Origin of the sequence: Croceitalea sp. P059, assembly GCF_031846365.1 — a bacterium.
GTDB lineage: Bacteria > Bacteroidota > Bacteroidia > Flavobacteriales > Flavobacteriaceae > Croceitalea > Croceitalea vernalis.
Window position 1 is genome coordinate 903,631 of the sequence record NZ_JAVRHW010000001.1, and the last position, 15,004, is coordinate 918,634.

The 15,004-nt window shown below is 34.1% G+C and carries 13 protein-coding genes; 2 read left to right on the top strand and 11 right to left on the bottom strand.

Annotated elements, in window-relative coordinates; translation table 11 throughout:
• Positions 1 to 56: 56 nt before the first annotated feature.
• Genes RM542_RS04095 through RM542_RS04110 form a run of 4 tightly spaced genes read right to left on the bottom strand, consistent with a single transcriptional unit; the run spans position 57 to position 3,101 of the window.
• Positions 57 to 809, bottom strand: a complete 753-nt coding sequence (locus RM542_RS04095; protein ID WP_311384440.1) for a LytTR family DNA-binding domain-containing protein — start codon at positions 807 to 809, stop codon at positions 57 to 59.
• A complete protein-coding gene (locus tag RM542_RS04100) occupies positions 790 to 1,872 on the bottom strand; it encodes a histidine kinase (RefSeq protein WP_311384441.1) in 1,083 nt (360 codons plus the stop codon). The genes RM542_RS04095 and RM542_RS04100 overlap by 20 nt, the downstream gene beginning before the upstream one ends.
• Before the next feature lie 9 nt (positions 1,873 to 1,881).
• Entirely contained in the window at positions 1,882 to 2,682 is an 801-nt protein-coding gene (locus RM542_RS04105) for a hypothetical protein (RefSeq protein WP_311384442.1), read from the bottom strand.
• On the bottom strand, positions 2,679 to 3,101 hold the full coding sequence (locus tag RM542_RS04110) for an ABA4-like family protein (RefSeq protein ID WP_311384443.1): 423 nt from the start codon (positions 3,099 to 3,101) through the stop codon (positions 2,679 to 2,681). The genes RM542_RS04105 and RM542_RS04110 overlap by 4 nt, the downstream gene beginning before the upstream one ends.
• Positions 3,102 to 3,391: 290 nt before the next feature.
• On the opposite strand from RM542_RS04110, the gene RM542_RS04115 reads away from it, so the two are divergent.
• Both RM542_RS04115 and RM542_RS04120 read left to right on the top strand, forming a co-directional pair.
• On the top strand, positions 3,392 to 3,724 hold the full coding sequence (locus tag RM542_RS04115) for a single-stranded DNA-binding protein (protein WP_311384444.1): 333 nt from the start codon (positions 3,392 to 3,394) through the stop codon (positions 3,722 to 3,724).
• A 136-nt stretch (positions 3,725 to 3,860) separates the two neighbouring features.
• Positions 3,861 to 4,265 (top strand): hypothetical protein, encoded by a 405-nt coding sequence (locus RM542_RS04120; protein ID WP_311384445.1) that lies wholly within the window; start codon positions 3,861 to 3,863, stop codon positions 4,263 to 4,265.
• A gap of 236 nt (positions 4,266 to 4,501) precedes the next feature.
• Here the strand turns inward: RM542_RS04120 and RM542_RS04125 are convergent, their stop codons facing one another.
• The 7 genes from RM542_RS04125 to metG all read right to left on the bottom strand — a co-directional run bounded on the left by RM542_RS04125 (position 4,502) and on the right by metG (position 14,847).
• Positions 4,502 to 5,023 carry a ferritin gene (locus RM542_RS04125; protein WP_311384446.1) on the bottom strand — a complete coding sequence of 174 codons (522 nt, stop codon included), beginning with the start codon at positions 5,021 to 5,023 and terminating at the stop codon, positions 4,502 to 4,504.
• A 104-nt stretch (positions 5,024 to 5,127) separates the two neighbouring features.
• On the bottom strand, positions 5,128 to 6,030 hold the full coding sequence (locus tag RM542_RS04130) for a histone deacetylase (protein ID WP_311384447.1): 903 nt from the start codon (positions 6,028 to 6,030) through the stop codon (positions 5,128 to 5,130).
• A gap of 27 nt (positions 6,031 to 6,057) precedes the next feature.
• A complete protein-coding gene (locus RM542_RS04135; protein WP_311384448.1) occupies positions 6,058 to 7,095 on the bottom strand; it encodes a cellulase family glycosylhydrolase in 1,038 nt (345 codons plus the stop codon).
• 37 nt (positions 7,096 to 7,132) lie between these two features.
• Positions 7,133 to 9,049: an ATP-binding protein gene (locus RM542_RS04140; protein ID WP_311384449.1), complete on the bottom strand. Its 1,917-nt coding sequence runs from the start codon at positions 9,047 to 9,049 to the stop codon at positions 7,133 to 7,135.
• A gap of 102 nt (positions 9,050 to 9,151) precedes the next feature.
• Complete coding sequence (locus tag RM542_RS04145; protein ID WP_311384450.1) at positions 9,152 to 11,305, bottom strand: Tex family protein; 2,154 nt, start codon at positions 11,303 to 11,305, stop codon at positions 9,152 to 9,154.
• Between the two features lie 11 nt (positions 11,306 to 11,316).
• Positions 11,317 to 12,771 carry a hypothetical protein gene (locus tag RM542_RS04150; RefSeq protein ID WP_311384451.1) on the bottom strand — a complete coding sequence of 485 codons (1,455 nt, stop codon included), beginning with the start codon at positions 12,769 to 12,771 and terminating at the stop codon, positions 11,317 to 11,319.
• A gap of 3 nt (positions 12,772 to 12,774) precedes the next feature.
• On the bottom strand, positions 12,775 to 14,847 hold the full coding sequence (metG, locus tag RM542_RS04155; RefSeq protein WP_311384452.1) for a methionine--tRNA ligase: 2,073 nt from the start codon (positions 14,845 to 14,847) through the stop codon (positions 12,775 to 12,777).
• Between the last annotated feature and the right edge of the window lie 157 nt (positions 14,848 to 15,004).

Consider the following 15,004-nt stretch of genomic DNA (forward strand, 5'->3'; position numbering starts at 1 on the left):
AAATCAATCTTTATGGTTTGAGGTGTTATCAAAGCTCCCATTGTTAATAATGGTAATTAGGTATTCAGCCATTTTTTAAAATCACTTGTTTTAGGTCTACTGACAATAAATTCTTGGTCTCGAGGATTTAAAATAGAAAGCTTGACCCGATGGTTAAAATAGGGATTTATTTTTTGAATGGCCTTTTTTGAAATTAATTGGCTGCGACTAATTTTAAAGAACTGTCTAGGATCCAATGTGCCAAATAAATGATCTAAAGATTCATCAATAATATATCTTTTGGAAGTGGTTACTCCAAAAGTGATACTCTCTTGTGAATAAAAGTATAAAAAGTCTATAATCTTAATTTGAACAAAACCATTTCCTTCTCTTACAAGTAGTCCTTCTCTTTCGGCTGACTCTTGTATACTACCGAGCAGTCGTTTCAATATGGCTGGCTCTATAGTAGTTTGTTTTTTTGACTTGTTGAACTTATATAATGCAGTTTTTAAATCGTCTTTCTGTATGGGTTTTAATAAGTAATCAACACTGTTAACCTTAAATGCCTGTATGGCATATTGGTCAAAGGCGGTAGTAAAAATAATAGGGGCATCAATATCTATTTTGTGAAAGATTTCAAAACTCAATCCATCCGCTAATTGAATATCCATAAAAATAAGTTCTGGCACTTCATATTTTTTAAACCATTCAATAGCATCTTCAACCGTGTCAATAATATGTAGTAAGGTATAGTCAAAACTACACGCCTTAAGCATGTTTTGCAATTGACTGGCTGCGCGAGGTTCATCTTCAATTATAAGTACGTTCATCATAGTTTTTTAAAACAGAAGATCTTAGTAATGGGATAGAAATACTAAAGTGGTTGTCATCATTTTTTATTTTTATCGATTTCCCGGAAATAAGATGGTACCGTTTCTCAATATTCTTTAAACCCACCTTTGTTGATGGAATCTTTGTAGATTTTGGTTGTTTCTTATTGGTTACGATTAAACGGGAGTCTTCCACTTTAACATAGATGGTTAATGGTTTTGCTTTGGAAATAACATTATGTTTTATGGCATTTTCCAATAGAAGTTGTAGACTCATAGGTACTATCATGTTGTCTAAATTGGTATCAGGAATACTCCATTCCATTTTAAGATTTTTTCCAAATCTCTCTCTTTGTATATGAATATATGATTTGGCAAATTTCAATTCTTGTGCTAATGATATAAGATTTGCGTTGCCAGATTCTAAAATAAAGCGATACACGTTTGATAGTTTGTCAACAAATTCTACAGCATCTTCCTTTGAATTTTGTTCTATTATATCACGTAAGGTATTTAAGGTATTGAACAAAAAATGGGGTTGAGCTTGATTTTTTAAAGCGTCAAGCTCGGCCTGCACAATAGCTTGCTTAGCCTGCTCTTCTTCTATAATGGTTTTTTTAAGTCGAATGTAATAGTAAATGGCCTCATAAATAGCCATTGTCATGGTGCTTATGATAATAACTGGCAAACGTACCCTATAAAAGCTCTGAGAACCGTAGTCTCTATTAAAAATGAATGATAAAATTTTATTTCCAGTAAAATCAACGAGTATTACTGTGGCAACAATAGCAAGGAATAGAAGAATAAGTCGTTTTCCTACATCTTTAAAGTGAGTGAATTGCTTTCTTAATAGAATAATCACATTTCTTATAATTAACCAATTACATATGGTGAAAAATAAAGAGATACTCCAATAGACTATTGCTTCTCCAAACGGAAAGCGTAAAAAGGACCTGTTGAAAAGATAATCGGTAATGAAACTGAGAAATATGATACCGACTACCGTAAACCAGAAATCATTAAAGCCTAAATATGTAATTCGTTTTTCCCTGTTAACGAACATTTAATTTGATTATAGTTTTAATAAAGCTATACCAATTTTTGCTTGATAGAAAGTAAATCCAATCCATCCTGCATAAATCAAACCAAAAATAGTAACGGCAATGAGTTCTTTTCGGCGGTTCAAATTCCATTTTTTTGAAACCCAAAAAGCGAATAACGGAATTATTTGTATTGCATGTATGCCAAAAAAATGTGCGATTCTCAAATCACCGCCAATAGTACTCCAATTTAACAGAGGTAAGCCGGCTCCTCCATCCGCGACACCAACATTATGAGACATTTGACTAATCATTTGACCGCCGACCCAACTACCAAATACAATGATAAGCCACCCTAATAAAATACCCCATTGAACGGTCTTGGATGTATTTAATTTTAATCGTACCGTATCGAAGATAAACAATACCATAATCAAGACATTGATTCCAATTAAAATTCCCATAGCTGAAAAAAGCATTCCATCAAATACAGAGGTAACATTATAATGGGATTGAACGCCTCGAGCAGCTTGGTAAATGATGATAGCATCCTCTAACAGAAGTGTTAGGGCGACTGTAATGGTGATGATATTTCTTTTTCGATTTGAATAGGGGTAAAGCGTGCTAAGAAAGCCTAATGTCAATATATAGATTCCACCGGATATGGAGAATTTCAAGGGTTTTATCCAGACATTAACACCCATAAGGGTTCTTTCATCAATCGCGAGGCCCAATAGACAGCCTAGCATAAATATAAAATGTAGTATTACGACCCAATAGAGTATTGGACTCGATCCTTTTACCGTTTTTAATAATTGACTTAAAGTGTTCATTTTTGATTTTGTTTGATGGTTTTGATTAGCATAAAGGCCAAAAAGCCTACTGGACCTAACATGAAAGTTCCGAATAGGCAAGGAGCCATTAATAACTGATGAATTTTTAGTTCTTTGTTTTGGTCTAACATCCACATACCAACCAATAAATCAAAAGCTAGGTAGTGTACCCATCCGGCCAATACAGCACGTTCTTCTGTAAAAAGGCCCATAACAGAAGCTAGGCTTCCAAAATCCATTCCCCCACCTATCTGCATGGCTTGAATAATATAAATGGCATATACAATTGCGAGTGCTAGCGGAATTAATTTATAATCAATTAAGAACCGTGTGACTTTCCAATTAGGAAGTAAAATCATGAGCAGCCACATGGGCATGGCGGTCATATTTGCTATCGAAAAGACTTCTGCTGTAGACATAGAGTGTTTTTTAGTGCGTTGATTAGCTGTGGTTTATTTCTATGCTCACAAATATGTGGTTGTTAAAAGGAAGATAAAACTACTTTGATCCGAACCGTCGTTAAAATGGGTTGAATTGTCTATAGTTCCCTTATACAGTTCAATCTTAATCGAACAAAAACGACTACAAACGTTTACAAACGAAAATAAATAGTTCCTAACCGAATCTTTTTTGAAGCTCGAATTAAGTTTGCCTCGTCGAATTATAGTAGTTCGGTAGTATTAACTGTTAATCCATAAAATTTAGAAAGATGAACGCATTAAAAAACAAAGTACAGTTGATTGGTAACTTAGGACAAGATCCTGAAATTGTATCCATGGAGAATGGAAACAAATTGGCAAAATTTTCAATTGCTACAAGTGAAAGTTATAAAAATGCCCAAGGTGAAAAAGTAGAGGATGTACAATGGCATAATGTAGTTGCCTGGGGTAAGACCGCTGATATTGTAGAGAATTACCTATCTAAAGGCAAGCAAGTGGCCGTCGAAGGTAAATTAACGCATCGTTCTTATGAAACCAAAGATGGGGAGAAGCGATATATTACAGAAGTTCGTTGTAATGAACTTTTAATGTTTGGTAAATAAACATTGTGTTATAGGAATAGAAAAAGAGGCTTTAAGCCTCTTTTTTTATTTCTTCTGACATATTAACAATAACTTAATATGAAAAGCGTAGCATTTAGCAACTTAATTCGTCACTTATTACGTAATTATTACAATGATGAAATATTCTTTGCATATATGTTATTTACTTGTGCTAATTCCCTTTGTAGGAACGGCACAGATAGATGATAGCCATACTACAAAACATTTTTACTCCGATTTAGCACATCGCGATGCATTGAATGAACAGCAGTTAATTTTGGTTACTGCTGATGATCATAAAGATTTTTGGAGGGATCAAAATGAATTTGAAGCTCTTTTAGCAGAAACTGACGCTGAAGGATATTTAATTTATTTGAATGCTAAAGGTTATGCTTATAGACTTCATCAAAGAGATTGTAGTTTGGCTTGTTCGCATTCTGAATATTATTTAAACAAGGCCGCTTTTTATGCCATTAATGGACAAGACGATGTAGATATGGCACTGACGGTAAAAACAAAAAAACCTCAAGTTAAAAACTGAGGCTCTGGTTAAGCAACTTTCTTTAATAAATCATAACAAGGACAACGTTTGCAGCGCTTGTTTTCTCCTTTTTTAAATTTCTTACAGCATTTAGATTTGCTTCCTTTGGGTACAAGCTCTTTAAGCTTGGCTACTTTCTTTTTTTGAATACCCTTTTTGTTTTTGCCCATTGTGAACTTTCAATGGTGCAAAAATATATTATATTTAATTAATCTAAATAAACTTAATTGTTAAAATTACTCACCCATCGTATCAGATGCGGCGCTTTCAACTGTTAACTGTTGGATGTCTCTATCAAAAAGATAAAGTCCACCTTTATCATCTCCAATCAGATTTATTTTGTCTAAAACAGTTCGAGCTAATGCCTCTTCTTCTAATTGCTCAGCAACATACCATTGTAAAAAGTTATGCGTGGCATAATCTTTTTCTTCTAAGGTTACATGAACTAACTCATTAATACTTTGCGAGACAAAAACTTCATGATCATAAAGCTTTTGAAGCATTTTTTTTAAGCTTCCAAATTCTAATGGGGGTGCATTTAGTTCTGATACTTGGGCATGTCCACCACGTTCATTAACATACTTGACTAATTTAAGCATGTGCATTCGTTCTTCATCGGAATGACCATACATAAAACCAGCCACGCCTTCTAACCCTTGAACTTCAGCCCAACAGGCCATTGATAGATAAACTTGTGATGATTCCGCCTCAATTCGAATTTGCTCATTAAGCGCTTTTTCAAGTTTTTTAGATAACATAGGTCTGGTTTTTTAACGAAGTTACAAAATCTAATAATCGCCTTTATTGGAGTTAGGCTAGGAAGTCAAATTTGGAAGTAGTTTAAATAAGTATAAGATTACTCTTAAAAGAAAATTTGTTGTGCTAAACGAAAAGTGTTGGCATGGGCTTCGACGATGGTTTTGATATCTGGAGAATACCCACCACCCATACTGCACTGCACTGGTATGTTTAAATCTTTACAGGTCTGTAAAACAAATCTATCTCGTTCAAAACAACCTTCGATAGTCATCCCTAATGTACCTAGTTTATCAGTTGCTAGAACATCTACGCCGCATAAATAGAAAATAAAATCGGGCGCTACTTTGTCCATTAACTTTGGTAAGGTTTCTTTTAGAATTTTAAGATAAGTTTCGTCATTAGTACCTTTTTCTAAAGGAATATCTAAATCAGAATTTTCTTTTTTAAAAGGATAGTTTGAAGCCCCATGCATTGAAAAAGTAAAAACTGAGGAATCATTTTGGAAAATTTCAGCGGTTCCATTGCCCTGATGTACATCTAAATCTACAATGAGAATTTTCTTAGAACGTTTTTGATTCAGTAAATATCTAGCTCCAATAGCTTGGTCGTTAAGCATGCAAAATGCCTCACCTCGGTTGGAGTAGGCATGGTGTGTTCCCCCTGCAATATTCATTGCAATTTTATTCTTTAAAGCAAATTCGCACCCTTTAATAGTGCCGTCTGCGATGATATGTTCGCGATTTACTAGCTCTTTTGAGAGTGGAAACCCAATCTTTCTTGCTGCACTGGGTTTAATTTTTAGTGCGTTAAGTTCTTCAAAATAGGAGCTATCGTGAACGGCTAGAATATGCTGTTTATTAGGAAAATCAGGTTCAAAAAAATTATCGCTTTCACAAGTGCCTTCATATATAAGCTGCTGTGGTAATAAATCATATTTAATCATCGGAAACCGATGTCCGTCAGGTAAGGGGTGTTTGTAAATGGGGTGATATGCTATTTTTAGCATGTACTTTTAGGGTAAAGTTACACCCTATTACTCGTTTAAAAAATTTTGAAAAGTACTACCCCAGTTAAAATTGTTGGTGTTATTGGGATCACCATCATCTGTTAGTAAGGCGTTTTGGTCATTAGTGTTTTTATTCCATAACCAAGCTAAAGCCCCAATATTTGTATTGTTGCAAGCGGTTAAAAAGTTTTGAGCGTAACTAAGTGGTGCCCCTTCCGTTATAACACCGACTTCACCAAAAATAATAGGTAATTGAGCGTCTTTTAAATTTTGTAAACGATTTTGTATTGAGGTAACCGTGGCGTTTTCGTGCCATTTTCCATAGGCATGTAAATCAAATAAAATAGTATCATCAAAAGCTAGAAGTTCTAGACCTTTTTCTAATAATACTTCTTCTCCTTGTCCTTGTTCATTGCCTGCTATTAAAATAATATTATCAAATTCATCAACTTGCCTCAGATTTTCAACCATGTCTTTATGGTCATTTAACCATAATTCATGTGAATAATTATTGGAATTATTAAAACTGTAAGGTTCGTTCCAAACTTGAATCCAAACATCTTCTTGTCCTTTAAAAAACTCCGCAATGAGCTGCATTTTTTCTTTATAATCATTATAAAACAATTGCTCTGAAGGATTTAAGCCTGTAAATAATTGACGTTCGCCTTGCTCGTTTACCCATCCAAAGGGGCACAGAATTACGATTCTATTTTCCAGCCTATGTTGTGCTACAATTGCTTCAAGGGAATGCAAAAAGATTCCTCGACTATCTTCAACTGCAAAGCCCGAAATGGGTTGTTCTCTTAAATTCCCAATAAATTCACGGACGATTTCAACATTCCAAGATTGCATTAAGCCACTATCGTCTACGCCAAAAGAATTAAGTGCGTTTACGCCCTTAGGCACAAAAAGAACATCGTTCTTTTTTAATAGTCCATTTTCTATTATGAAAGTTTTGGCCTGAACTATTTCTTGAGTTTCTTGATTGGTCGTTTCTTTTGAGCAAGAACTAATAATAAATAGCGTCAAAAAAATTAGCGATAAAGAGCGAAAAGTAGCTGTCATAAAAGGGGGCTATTCCCTAAATAACGAAATTTTTTTTTTAAAATTTTAATTGCGGCAGGTATTCTGAAAGTACCTTTTGAAAAGTTTGTCTTTTTATAGGTTTTGTCATTATCTCATTACAACCGGATGATAAAATATTTTCAATTTCTGATTGCATTACAAAAGCTGATTGCGCAATTATTGGTATGTTTTTGTTTTTTTTACGAATTTCTTTGGTGGCCTCAACTCCATTCATATAAGGCATTTTTATATCCATCAATACCAAATCTACTTTTTCTTTTTCAAGCAATTCTAACACTTGACTTCCGTTATAAGCATGTAACAAATTGCAGTATTCACTAAGCCACATTTCTAGTAAATAGTAATTTACTTCTTCATCCTCAGCAACGAGAATTGTAGGTTTTTCTTTAGCTTCAGAATGATGTTCACCTGGTAAATGCGGTATGTTAAAATAGAAGGTGGCACCCTCATTTAATTGAGATTCCACCCACATTTTGCCTCCAAAGAGTTTTACAAATCCATTGGCAATAGGGATGCCTAAACCAGTCCCGGTATTTATTTTATTTTTTTTGTTAGCAACTTGGCCAAATCGCTCAAAAATCAACTGCTGATCTTTTTCTGCAATTCCTCGACCGTTGTCAGTAACAAAAAACTCAATAAAATCTCCTTTTAATTCATATCCAAATGAAATTTCACCTTTATCTGTATATTTAAAAGCATTCTCTAATAAATTCGAAATAATTTGTTCTAGACGGGCAGCATCTGTCTTAATGCAACTCTCTGTGTTATCTAAAGTTTTAACGCTGGTTAACTTGATGTTCGAATCTTTTTTAATGATATCAAATTGAGCTTTCAGTGCATCAATTATTTGATTCAAACAATTGTGGCTATAGTTTAATTGTTGTTGACCAGATTCGAATTTAGAAATATCTAATATGTCTGAAATTATAGTAAGTAATCGATCACCAGAGTTTTTAATGTGTTGTAAACATTTTTGTTGATTAGATTCTGTTAAATCTTTTTCCTCAAGTAGTTCAGAACATCCTAAAATAGCATTAAGAGGGGTTCTAATTTCATGAGACATATTGGCTAAAAAGGCAGATTTTAACTGCTCACTTTTTTCCACTTTTTGATAGGCCTCTTCCAATTTAATTCTAGCCTTTTCCTTTTCCGTAATATCTCTAACAATCCAAATGAATTCGTCCTTTCTTGGAGAAAAGGAGGAGATGTCAAAAATCTTACCTGTTATTGGACAATGGTCAATAAAATTTTCAGGAACTCCAGTTACCCCAGTTCTACAAAATAGTTTTAATTTTTCACGGTCCATTTGAGGAAATGCCTCCAACATAGTTTTTCCACAAATATATTCTTTGTCAATACCCGTTTGTTCGGAATAAGCTTCGTTAATGGACAAAATTTTAAAATCACAAGGCTTGTTTTGGTCATCATAAATTATTCGACAATGCTTAAAACCATCCTGTAAGTTTTCTAATAAATCATCATTAAGCTTCGTACTTTTAGTAACCATTTCATAAGCCTTTTCCAACTCTACTTGTTGTGTGATGTCTTTGAAGAGCATCATAAACTCACCAATGGTATTAGAGTACGCGGTGGATGTATAATACCTTTTAGTTTGCTTATTATACCCAGTGGTTGTTTCGGGCTTTAAAGTTGTGGCAACTTTTCCATAAAATTCAATCCATGATTTTTCAGCATCAGGCATAATTTCCAGAATAGTTTTTCCAACGCACATTTCGGGTGTAACACCAGTATGTTTTTCAAAAGAAGGGTTAACACTCAAAAAACGATAGTCTATTGGTACACCATGATCATCATAGACAACTTGACAATGTGCCAAACCTTCCGACATCATATCGGTTAATAATTTAAAATGTTGCTGCTGACTATTTTCGGTATCTACTGCGAAATTTTCTAATTGAAATAAAGAATTCATGGGAGCCTAATTGCAATACTATTTAGTCATTCAAGGTAAGAAAAATATTTAGTTAATTTACTGTCAGAAGACTACAACTTAACATTCTAAAGTTGTATTTGATTAGTTCATCTTGCTTTTGTGTAGCTTCAATTGAATTCGTTTTCTCTTAGTGTCGATTTCAAGGACTTTGACTATCAATTGTTGATGTAAGTTGACATGGGCATTTACATCACTGACAAACCCATCTGCTAAATTAGATATGTGAATAAGACCACTTTCTTTAATTCCTAAATCAACGAAGCAACCGAAGTTGGTAATATTATTGACAATACCTGGTAAAAGTTGACCAGGTTTTAAATCTTCGATAGTGCGAATATTTTGATCAAAAGTGAACATTTTAGCTTTTTCTCGACGGTCTAGACCTGGTTTTTTAAGCTCTTCAATGATGTCATGTAAGGTTGGAAGACCAATTGTAGTATCAATATATTTTTCCAAGTTTATTTTTTGCAAAACTTCTTGATTGCCTAGTAAATCACTTGAAGAAAGTTTATGGTCTTTTGCAATTTTTTGGACAATAGAATAGCGTTCAGGGTGAACTGCTGAGTCATCAAGGGCATTATCACCATCTTTTATTCGCAAGAATCCAGCGCCTTGTTCAAAAGCTTTTCCACCTAAACGAGGTACTTTTTTTATGTTTTGTCTACTTCTAAATGCACCGTTTTCATTTCGATAAGTGACTAAATTTTCTGCTAGTTTTGGACCAATGCCTGAAACATAGCTTAGTAACGAAATACTGGCAGTATTGATATTAACTCCGACAGAATTTACACAACTTTCTACAACGGTATCTAGAGCTGTTTTTAATTGAACCTGGTCTACATCATGCTGGTATTGCCCGACACCAATAGACTTAGCATCAATTTTTACTAGTTCTGCCAATGGGTCGGCTAAACGACGCCCTATTGAAACTGCACCACGAACAGTAACATCATAGTTCGGAAATTCTTCACGCGCAATTTTTGACGCAGAATAAATTGAAGCTCCAGCCTCGCTTACCACATAAACTTCGGGTGGTTGTTTAAAGCTGATTCTTTTTATGAGACGTTCAGTTTCTCTAGATGCCGTACCATTACCAATGGCAATTGCTTCAATTTTATAAGCATCAACTAAAGAACTAATTTTTTTGATGGCACCTTTGCTATCATTTTGTGGCGCATGCGGATATATGGTTTCATTATGTTTTAAATACCCTTGAGCATCTAAACAGACTACTTTACAACCTGTTCTAAATCCAGGGTCAATTGCTAAAATTCTTTTCTCACCTAATGGAGCACCTAGCAGTAATTGCCTTAGGTTTTTAGCAAAGACCTCAATTGCGGCATTATCTGCTTTTAGCTTCGCATTTTTAAGTATTTCATTAGAAATAGAAGGGAATAAGAGTCTTTTATAAGCGTCTGCGATTGCTTGCTCAAGGTAAGGAGTTGAAGCATTATTTGATTTGATAATACGCCTTTCAATATTTTGAATTGCTCTTGCATCATCATTCTCTAATTTAACACGAATAAATCCTTCTTTTTCGCCACGTTGAATTGCCAAAAACCGATGTGATGGACAACGATTTAAGGGCTCACTAAAATCAAAATAGTCACGAAATTTTTGAGCTTTTTCATTTGCAACTTGTGGATTAGAATCTTTTTTTGATTTAATCGCCTTGGTAGCAATTAGTGCATGCCTCTCTAATTGCTTTCGAAGTTGATTTCTAATATCAGTACGTTCATTGATCCATTCCGCAATAATATGTAAGGCTCCTTCAATAGCATCTTCTTCATTTTCAACAGTGGCATTTAAATATTTTGAGGCTATAAATTCAATTTCTTCAGAACGTTGGGCCATGATGATCTTGGCGAATGGTTCTAATCCATTTTTTCGAGCAGTTTCTGCTTTTGTTTTTTTACTTTTTTTGAAGGGCAGATACAAATCTTCTAGACTTACAATATCAGAACAGTTTTCAAATTTGCTTTTAAGCTCTGTAGTTAAAACCCCTTGTTCATCAACTGCTTTTAGTATAGCTTTTTTACGTTTTTCTAGAGCCTCAAATTGTGTTTTATATTGGACTATGGCGCCTACTTGAACTTCATCTAAATTACCAGTTGCCTCCTTCCGATACCTTGAAATAAAAGGGATGGTGCAATCTTGATTTAAAAGTACAACTGTATTTTCAACGCTTTTTTGTGGGAGTTGGGTTTTTCGGTAAATAAAAGAAATCAGGTCCATATAGCTAAAATTTAAAGACCTTTAAATTTTAATAAGACATACTCTTTGGATTTTTTGTCGAGCATTCCAAAAATGAAGTAATCATCATATCTGAAAATATCTGCTGCTGAATATCTTTTAATCTCCTGCTCTTTTAGATAATCTTGAATTGTATAAAATATATTTTCTTTTTCTTTAATTGAGGTAATTTCAAAATTACTATCCAAACCGTTGTTAATATAAACAGCTTTCGTTTTAGAAGCCTTATAAAATGCAAGTGCAGCTGGATTAGCGAATAAAGTGAGAGCACCAAAACTAGCTACCACAGTAAATGGGTTTAAAAAAGCTACAGCTGCGACTACACCATCTTCTATTTCGGCAACACTACCTATTCTTACATGATAATCATCACCTTCTTTTTCGACATAAATACCTAGGTTCCCATTACCAACTTTCCTTAAAAACTGAGAAGTCTTCTCAAGTTCACGATAACTTTTAAAACGACCTCCACGTTGTCTAATAGTACCATTCGTTAAAAAAAATTCATCATCTTTCTTAACAACATACTTTTTTAATATTGATTGATTTTTGATATCAGATATTTGATAGTGTAATTCCTTCGCACTTACTTTGATTTGAAATAGTTTATCCTCATATAAAAAGGAGTTATTAAGATAATTTGGAGAACTGATAGGCTGGTTTATTTGGAATACATCAGTCTTTTCTTCTATAAAACTGTGTTTTATAATTTGTGAAAAGTCCTTATTAATATCTGATACGAGATAAAATGAATCATCATCTAGATATAATTTAATCAATGAAACCATTGAGTCTAATGAATAAGGAATCTCTTTTTTTACCAGTAAGGGCTCAGTAATTGGGTTGTTATGCATATCTAATGCCAGAGTAGACTTTAGTCTCGTCTTAAACCCTGAATTGCCATAAAAATCAGCCCCTGTTAAGTCTAAATTTTTCTTAACATATTCGCCATTGCTATTGAACTTATATAAATAAAGATAGTTTTCGCGGTAAGATGCCGAAACTAGATAAAAAGTATTATTATGAGTGAAAGAAATTATAAAAATCTCCTTTTTAAGTTTTAGGTCGATTTCAAATGAATGTTTTAGTCCTGATTCAAAATCAAATGTGATTCCTGCAAATCTACTTTTGCTATCATTCGAGAAGAAAAGGGAATATTGTTTTTGTTTAATCGTTCCTCCTAAAGGTAAACGATATTTGGTCGGAAATTTATCGTGATATAACCGACTATGGAATTCAAAGTTTTTTAAAAAAAAATATGCTGATACCTTACTATTTTTTGTAAGAAAAACTGTGAAATTTCCTGATGTATCATCGACCAATGAGAAAGAATTTTCCATAGGATATGGAGCATCTCCATAGTAGGTAGGAAATCTTACTAGCTCTTGTTGAGCATGGGAAAGAGATACTATAAAAATGACAAAAACTAGAAATACGTTGATTTTCATATTTCAACTTATTTTCTCGCCATTACTCACTGAGGTTTCATCCGGATTTACAAACACCAATTTTCCTTCGGCATTTTCAGTCATTAAAATCATACCCTCACTATCAACACCTCGCAGAGCTCTTGGCGCTAAATTGACTAAAACAGTAACCTTTTTACCAACAATTTCTTCAGGGCTAAAGCTTTCAGCAATACCTGATACAATAGTTCTAGTATCTAAACCAGTATCAACTTTTAAGACTAAAAGTTTTTTAGCTTTAGTCATTTTTTCAGCTTCTACAATTGTGCCAACACGCATATCAAGTTTTGAAAAATCATCAAATGTGATGGTGTCTTTTTGGGGTGCTACTTCCTTATTCATTTGTTCATTAGCTTTTTTGGTTGCTTCTAGTTTTGCCAGTTGCGCATCAATTTCTTTGTCTTCCACTTTACGAAATAAGAGTTCGCTTTTGTTGATTTTATGGCCTGAAGGAATCAGAATTTCTTTTTCAGAAACATTATCCCATGACATCTCGACTCCGCTCGATGTGACGGCAAGTATTAATTTTAATTTATCAGAAGTAAATGGTAAAAATGGTTCACTTAAAACTGCCAAAGCAGTGGCAATTTGAAGAGCAACATACATTACTGTTTTTGTACGGTCTTCATCAGTTTTAATAGTTTTCCAAGGTTCTTCATCGGCCAAATATTTGTTTCCTAGGCGTGCAAGATTCAACAATTCTTGGCTAGCTTCTCTAAAACGATACCGCTCTAAAGAATTCGTCAAAGTTTGAGGAAAAGCACGCATTGCCTCTAAAGTCTTCAAATCAATCTCCGAAAAATCGCTTGCAGAAGGTACCTGTCCGTCGTAATATTTATGGGTTAATACAGTGACTCGATTGATGAAGTTTCCGAAAATAGCAACGAGTTCATTATTATTTCGAGCTTGAAAATCTTTCCAGGTAAAATCGTTATCCTTAGTTTCAGGCGCATTCGCTGTTAGGGTATAACGCAATACATCTTGCATATCAGGAAAGTCTAGCAAATACTCATGTAGCCATACCGCCCAATTTTTAGAAGTGGATAATTTGTTCCCTTCTAAATTCAAAAATTCGTTAGCCGGTACATTTTCTGGTAGAATAAAATCACCATGCGCTTTTAGCATGCTTGGAAAAATAATGCAGTGAAAAACAATATTATCTTTACCAATAAAGTGAAGCATTTTGGTGCTTTCGTCTTTCCAATATGGTTCCCATTCTTTTCCTTCCCTTTTTGCCCATTCTTTGGTTGAAGATATATAACCGATGGGGGCATCAAACCAAACATAAAGTACTTTGCCTTCGCCACCTTCAACTGGAACAGGAATACCCCAATCTAAATCTCTAGTTACTGCACGCGGTTTTAAACCGTCATCAATCCATGACTTACATTGTCCATAAACATTAGGTTTCCAATCTTTTGCATGTCCTTTTATAATCCATTCTTTTAGAAAGTCTTCATACCGGTCTAATGGTAAAAACCAATGTTTGGTACTTTTTAGCGTGGGTACTGCACCTGATATAGTTGATTTTGGATTAATCAAATCTGTTGCATTAAGTGAAGAACCGCAATTTTCACATTGGTCGCCGTAGGCAGCTTCAAAACCACAATTAGGACAAGTTCCTGTTACAAAACGATCTGCTAAAAACTGATCGGCTTCAGCATCATATAATTGTTCAGTTACTTCTTCAATAAAATCATCTTGGCCATATAATTTTTTAAAAAACTCTGAAGCTGTTTCGTGATGAATTTTTGCTGATGTTCTCGAGTAATTATCAAATGAAATTCCAAAATCTTGAAAGGACTGTTTGATAATACCATGATATTTATCAATGATATCTTGAGGAGACACGCCTTCTTTTTTGGCCTTCATCGGTATGGCAAACCCGTGTTCATCGCTACCGCAAATAAAGGCAACATCTTGGCCTAATAATCTTTGATAACGAGCATAAATATCTGCAGGTACATAAACTCCGGCTAAATGTCCAATGTGAATAGGGCCATTAGTGTAGGGCAATGCAGCAGTAATAGTATATCTTGAAGGAGATACTTGAGACATGAAATCAAATTTAAGAAGCAAAAATACTGAAATACTTCAAGGCTGTGAATGTATTACGAGTATTGACACCAAATAAAGTTTAGACTATTTTAGAGAATATGGATTGTGGAAGATGGTTTAAAAAGGAAACCTCCGAATCATGCAGCCCAAATTGGGG

Coding starts and splice junctions, on each gene's coding strand:
- RM542_RS04095 (WP_311384440.1), bottom strand. CDS start 809: ATGAACGTACTTATAATTGAAGATGAACCTCGCGCAGCCAGTCAATTG.
- RM542_RS04100 (WP_311384441.1), bottom strand. CDS start 1,872: ATGTTCGTTAACAGGGAAAAACGAATTACATATTTAGGCTTTAATGAT.
- RM542_RS04105 (WP_311384442.1), bottom strand. CDS start 2,682: ATGAACACTTTAAGTCAATTATTAAAAACGGTAAAAGGATCGAGTCCA.
- RM542_RS04110 (WP_311384443.1), bottom strand. CDS start 3,101: ATGTCTACAGCAGAAGTCTTTTCGATAGCAAATATGACCGCCATGCCC.
- RM542_RS04115 (WP_311384444.1), top strand. CDS start 3,392: ATGAACGCATTAAAAAACAAAGTACAGTTGATTGGTAACTTAGGACAA.
- RM542_RS04120 (WP_311384445.1), top strand. CDS start 3,861: ATGAAATATTCTTTGCATATATGTTATTTACTTGTGCTAATTCCCTTT.
- RM542_RS04125 (WP_311384446.1), bottom strand. CDS start 5,023: ATGTTATCTAAAAAACTTGAAAAAGCGCTTAATGAGCAAATTCGAATT.
- RM542_RS04130 (WP_311384447.1), bottom strand. CDS start 6,030: ATGCTAAAAATAGCATATCACCCCATTTACAAACACCCCTTACCTGAC.
- RM542_RS04135 (WP_311384448.1), bottom strand. CDS start 7,095: ATGACAGCTACTTTTCGCTCTTTATCGCTAATTTTTTTGACGCTATTT.
- RM542_RS04140 (WP_311384449.1), bottom strand. CDS start 9,049: ATGAATTCTTTATTTCAATTAGAAAATTTCGCAGTAGATACCGAAAAT.
- RM542_RS04145 (WP_311384450.1), bottom strand. CDS start 11,305: ATGGACCTGATTTCTTTTATTTACCGAAAAACCCAACTCCCACAAAAA.
- RM542_RS04150 (WP_311384451.1), bottom strand. CDS start 12,771: ATGAAAATCAACGTATTTCTAGTTTTTGTCATTTTTATAGTATCTCTT.
- metG (WP_311384452.1), bottom strand. CDS start 14,847: ATGTCTCAAGTATCTCCTTCAAGATATACTATTACTGCTGCATTGCCC.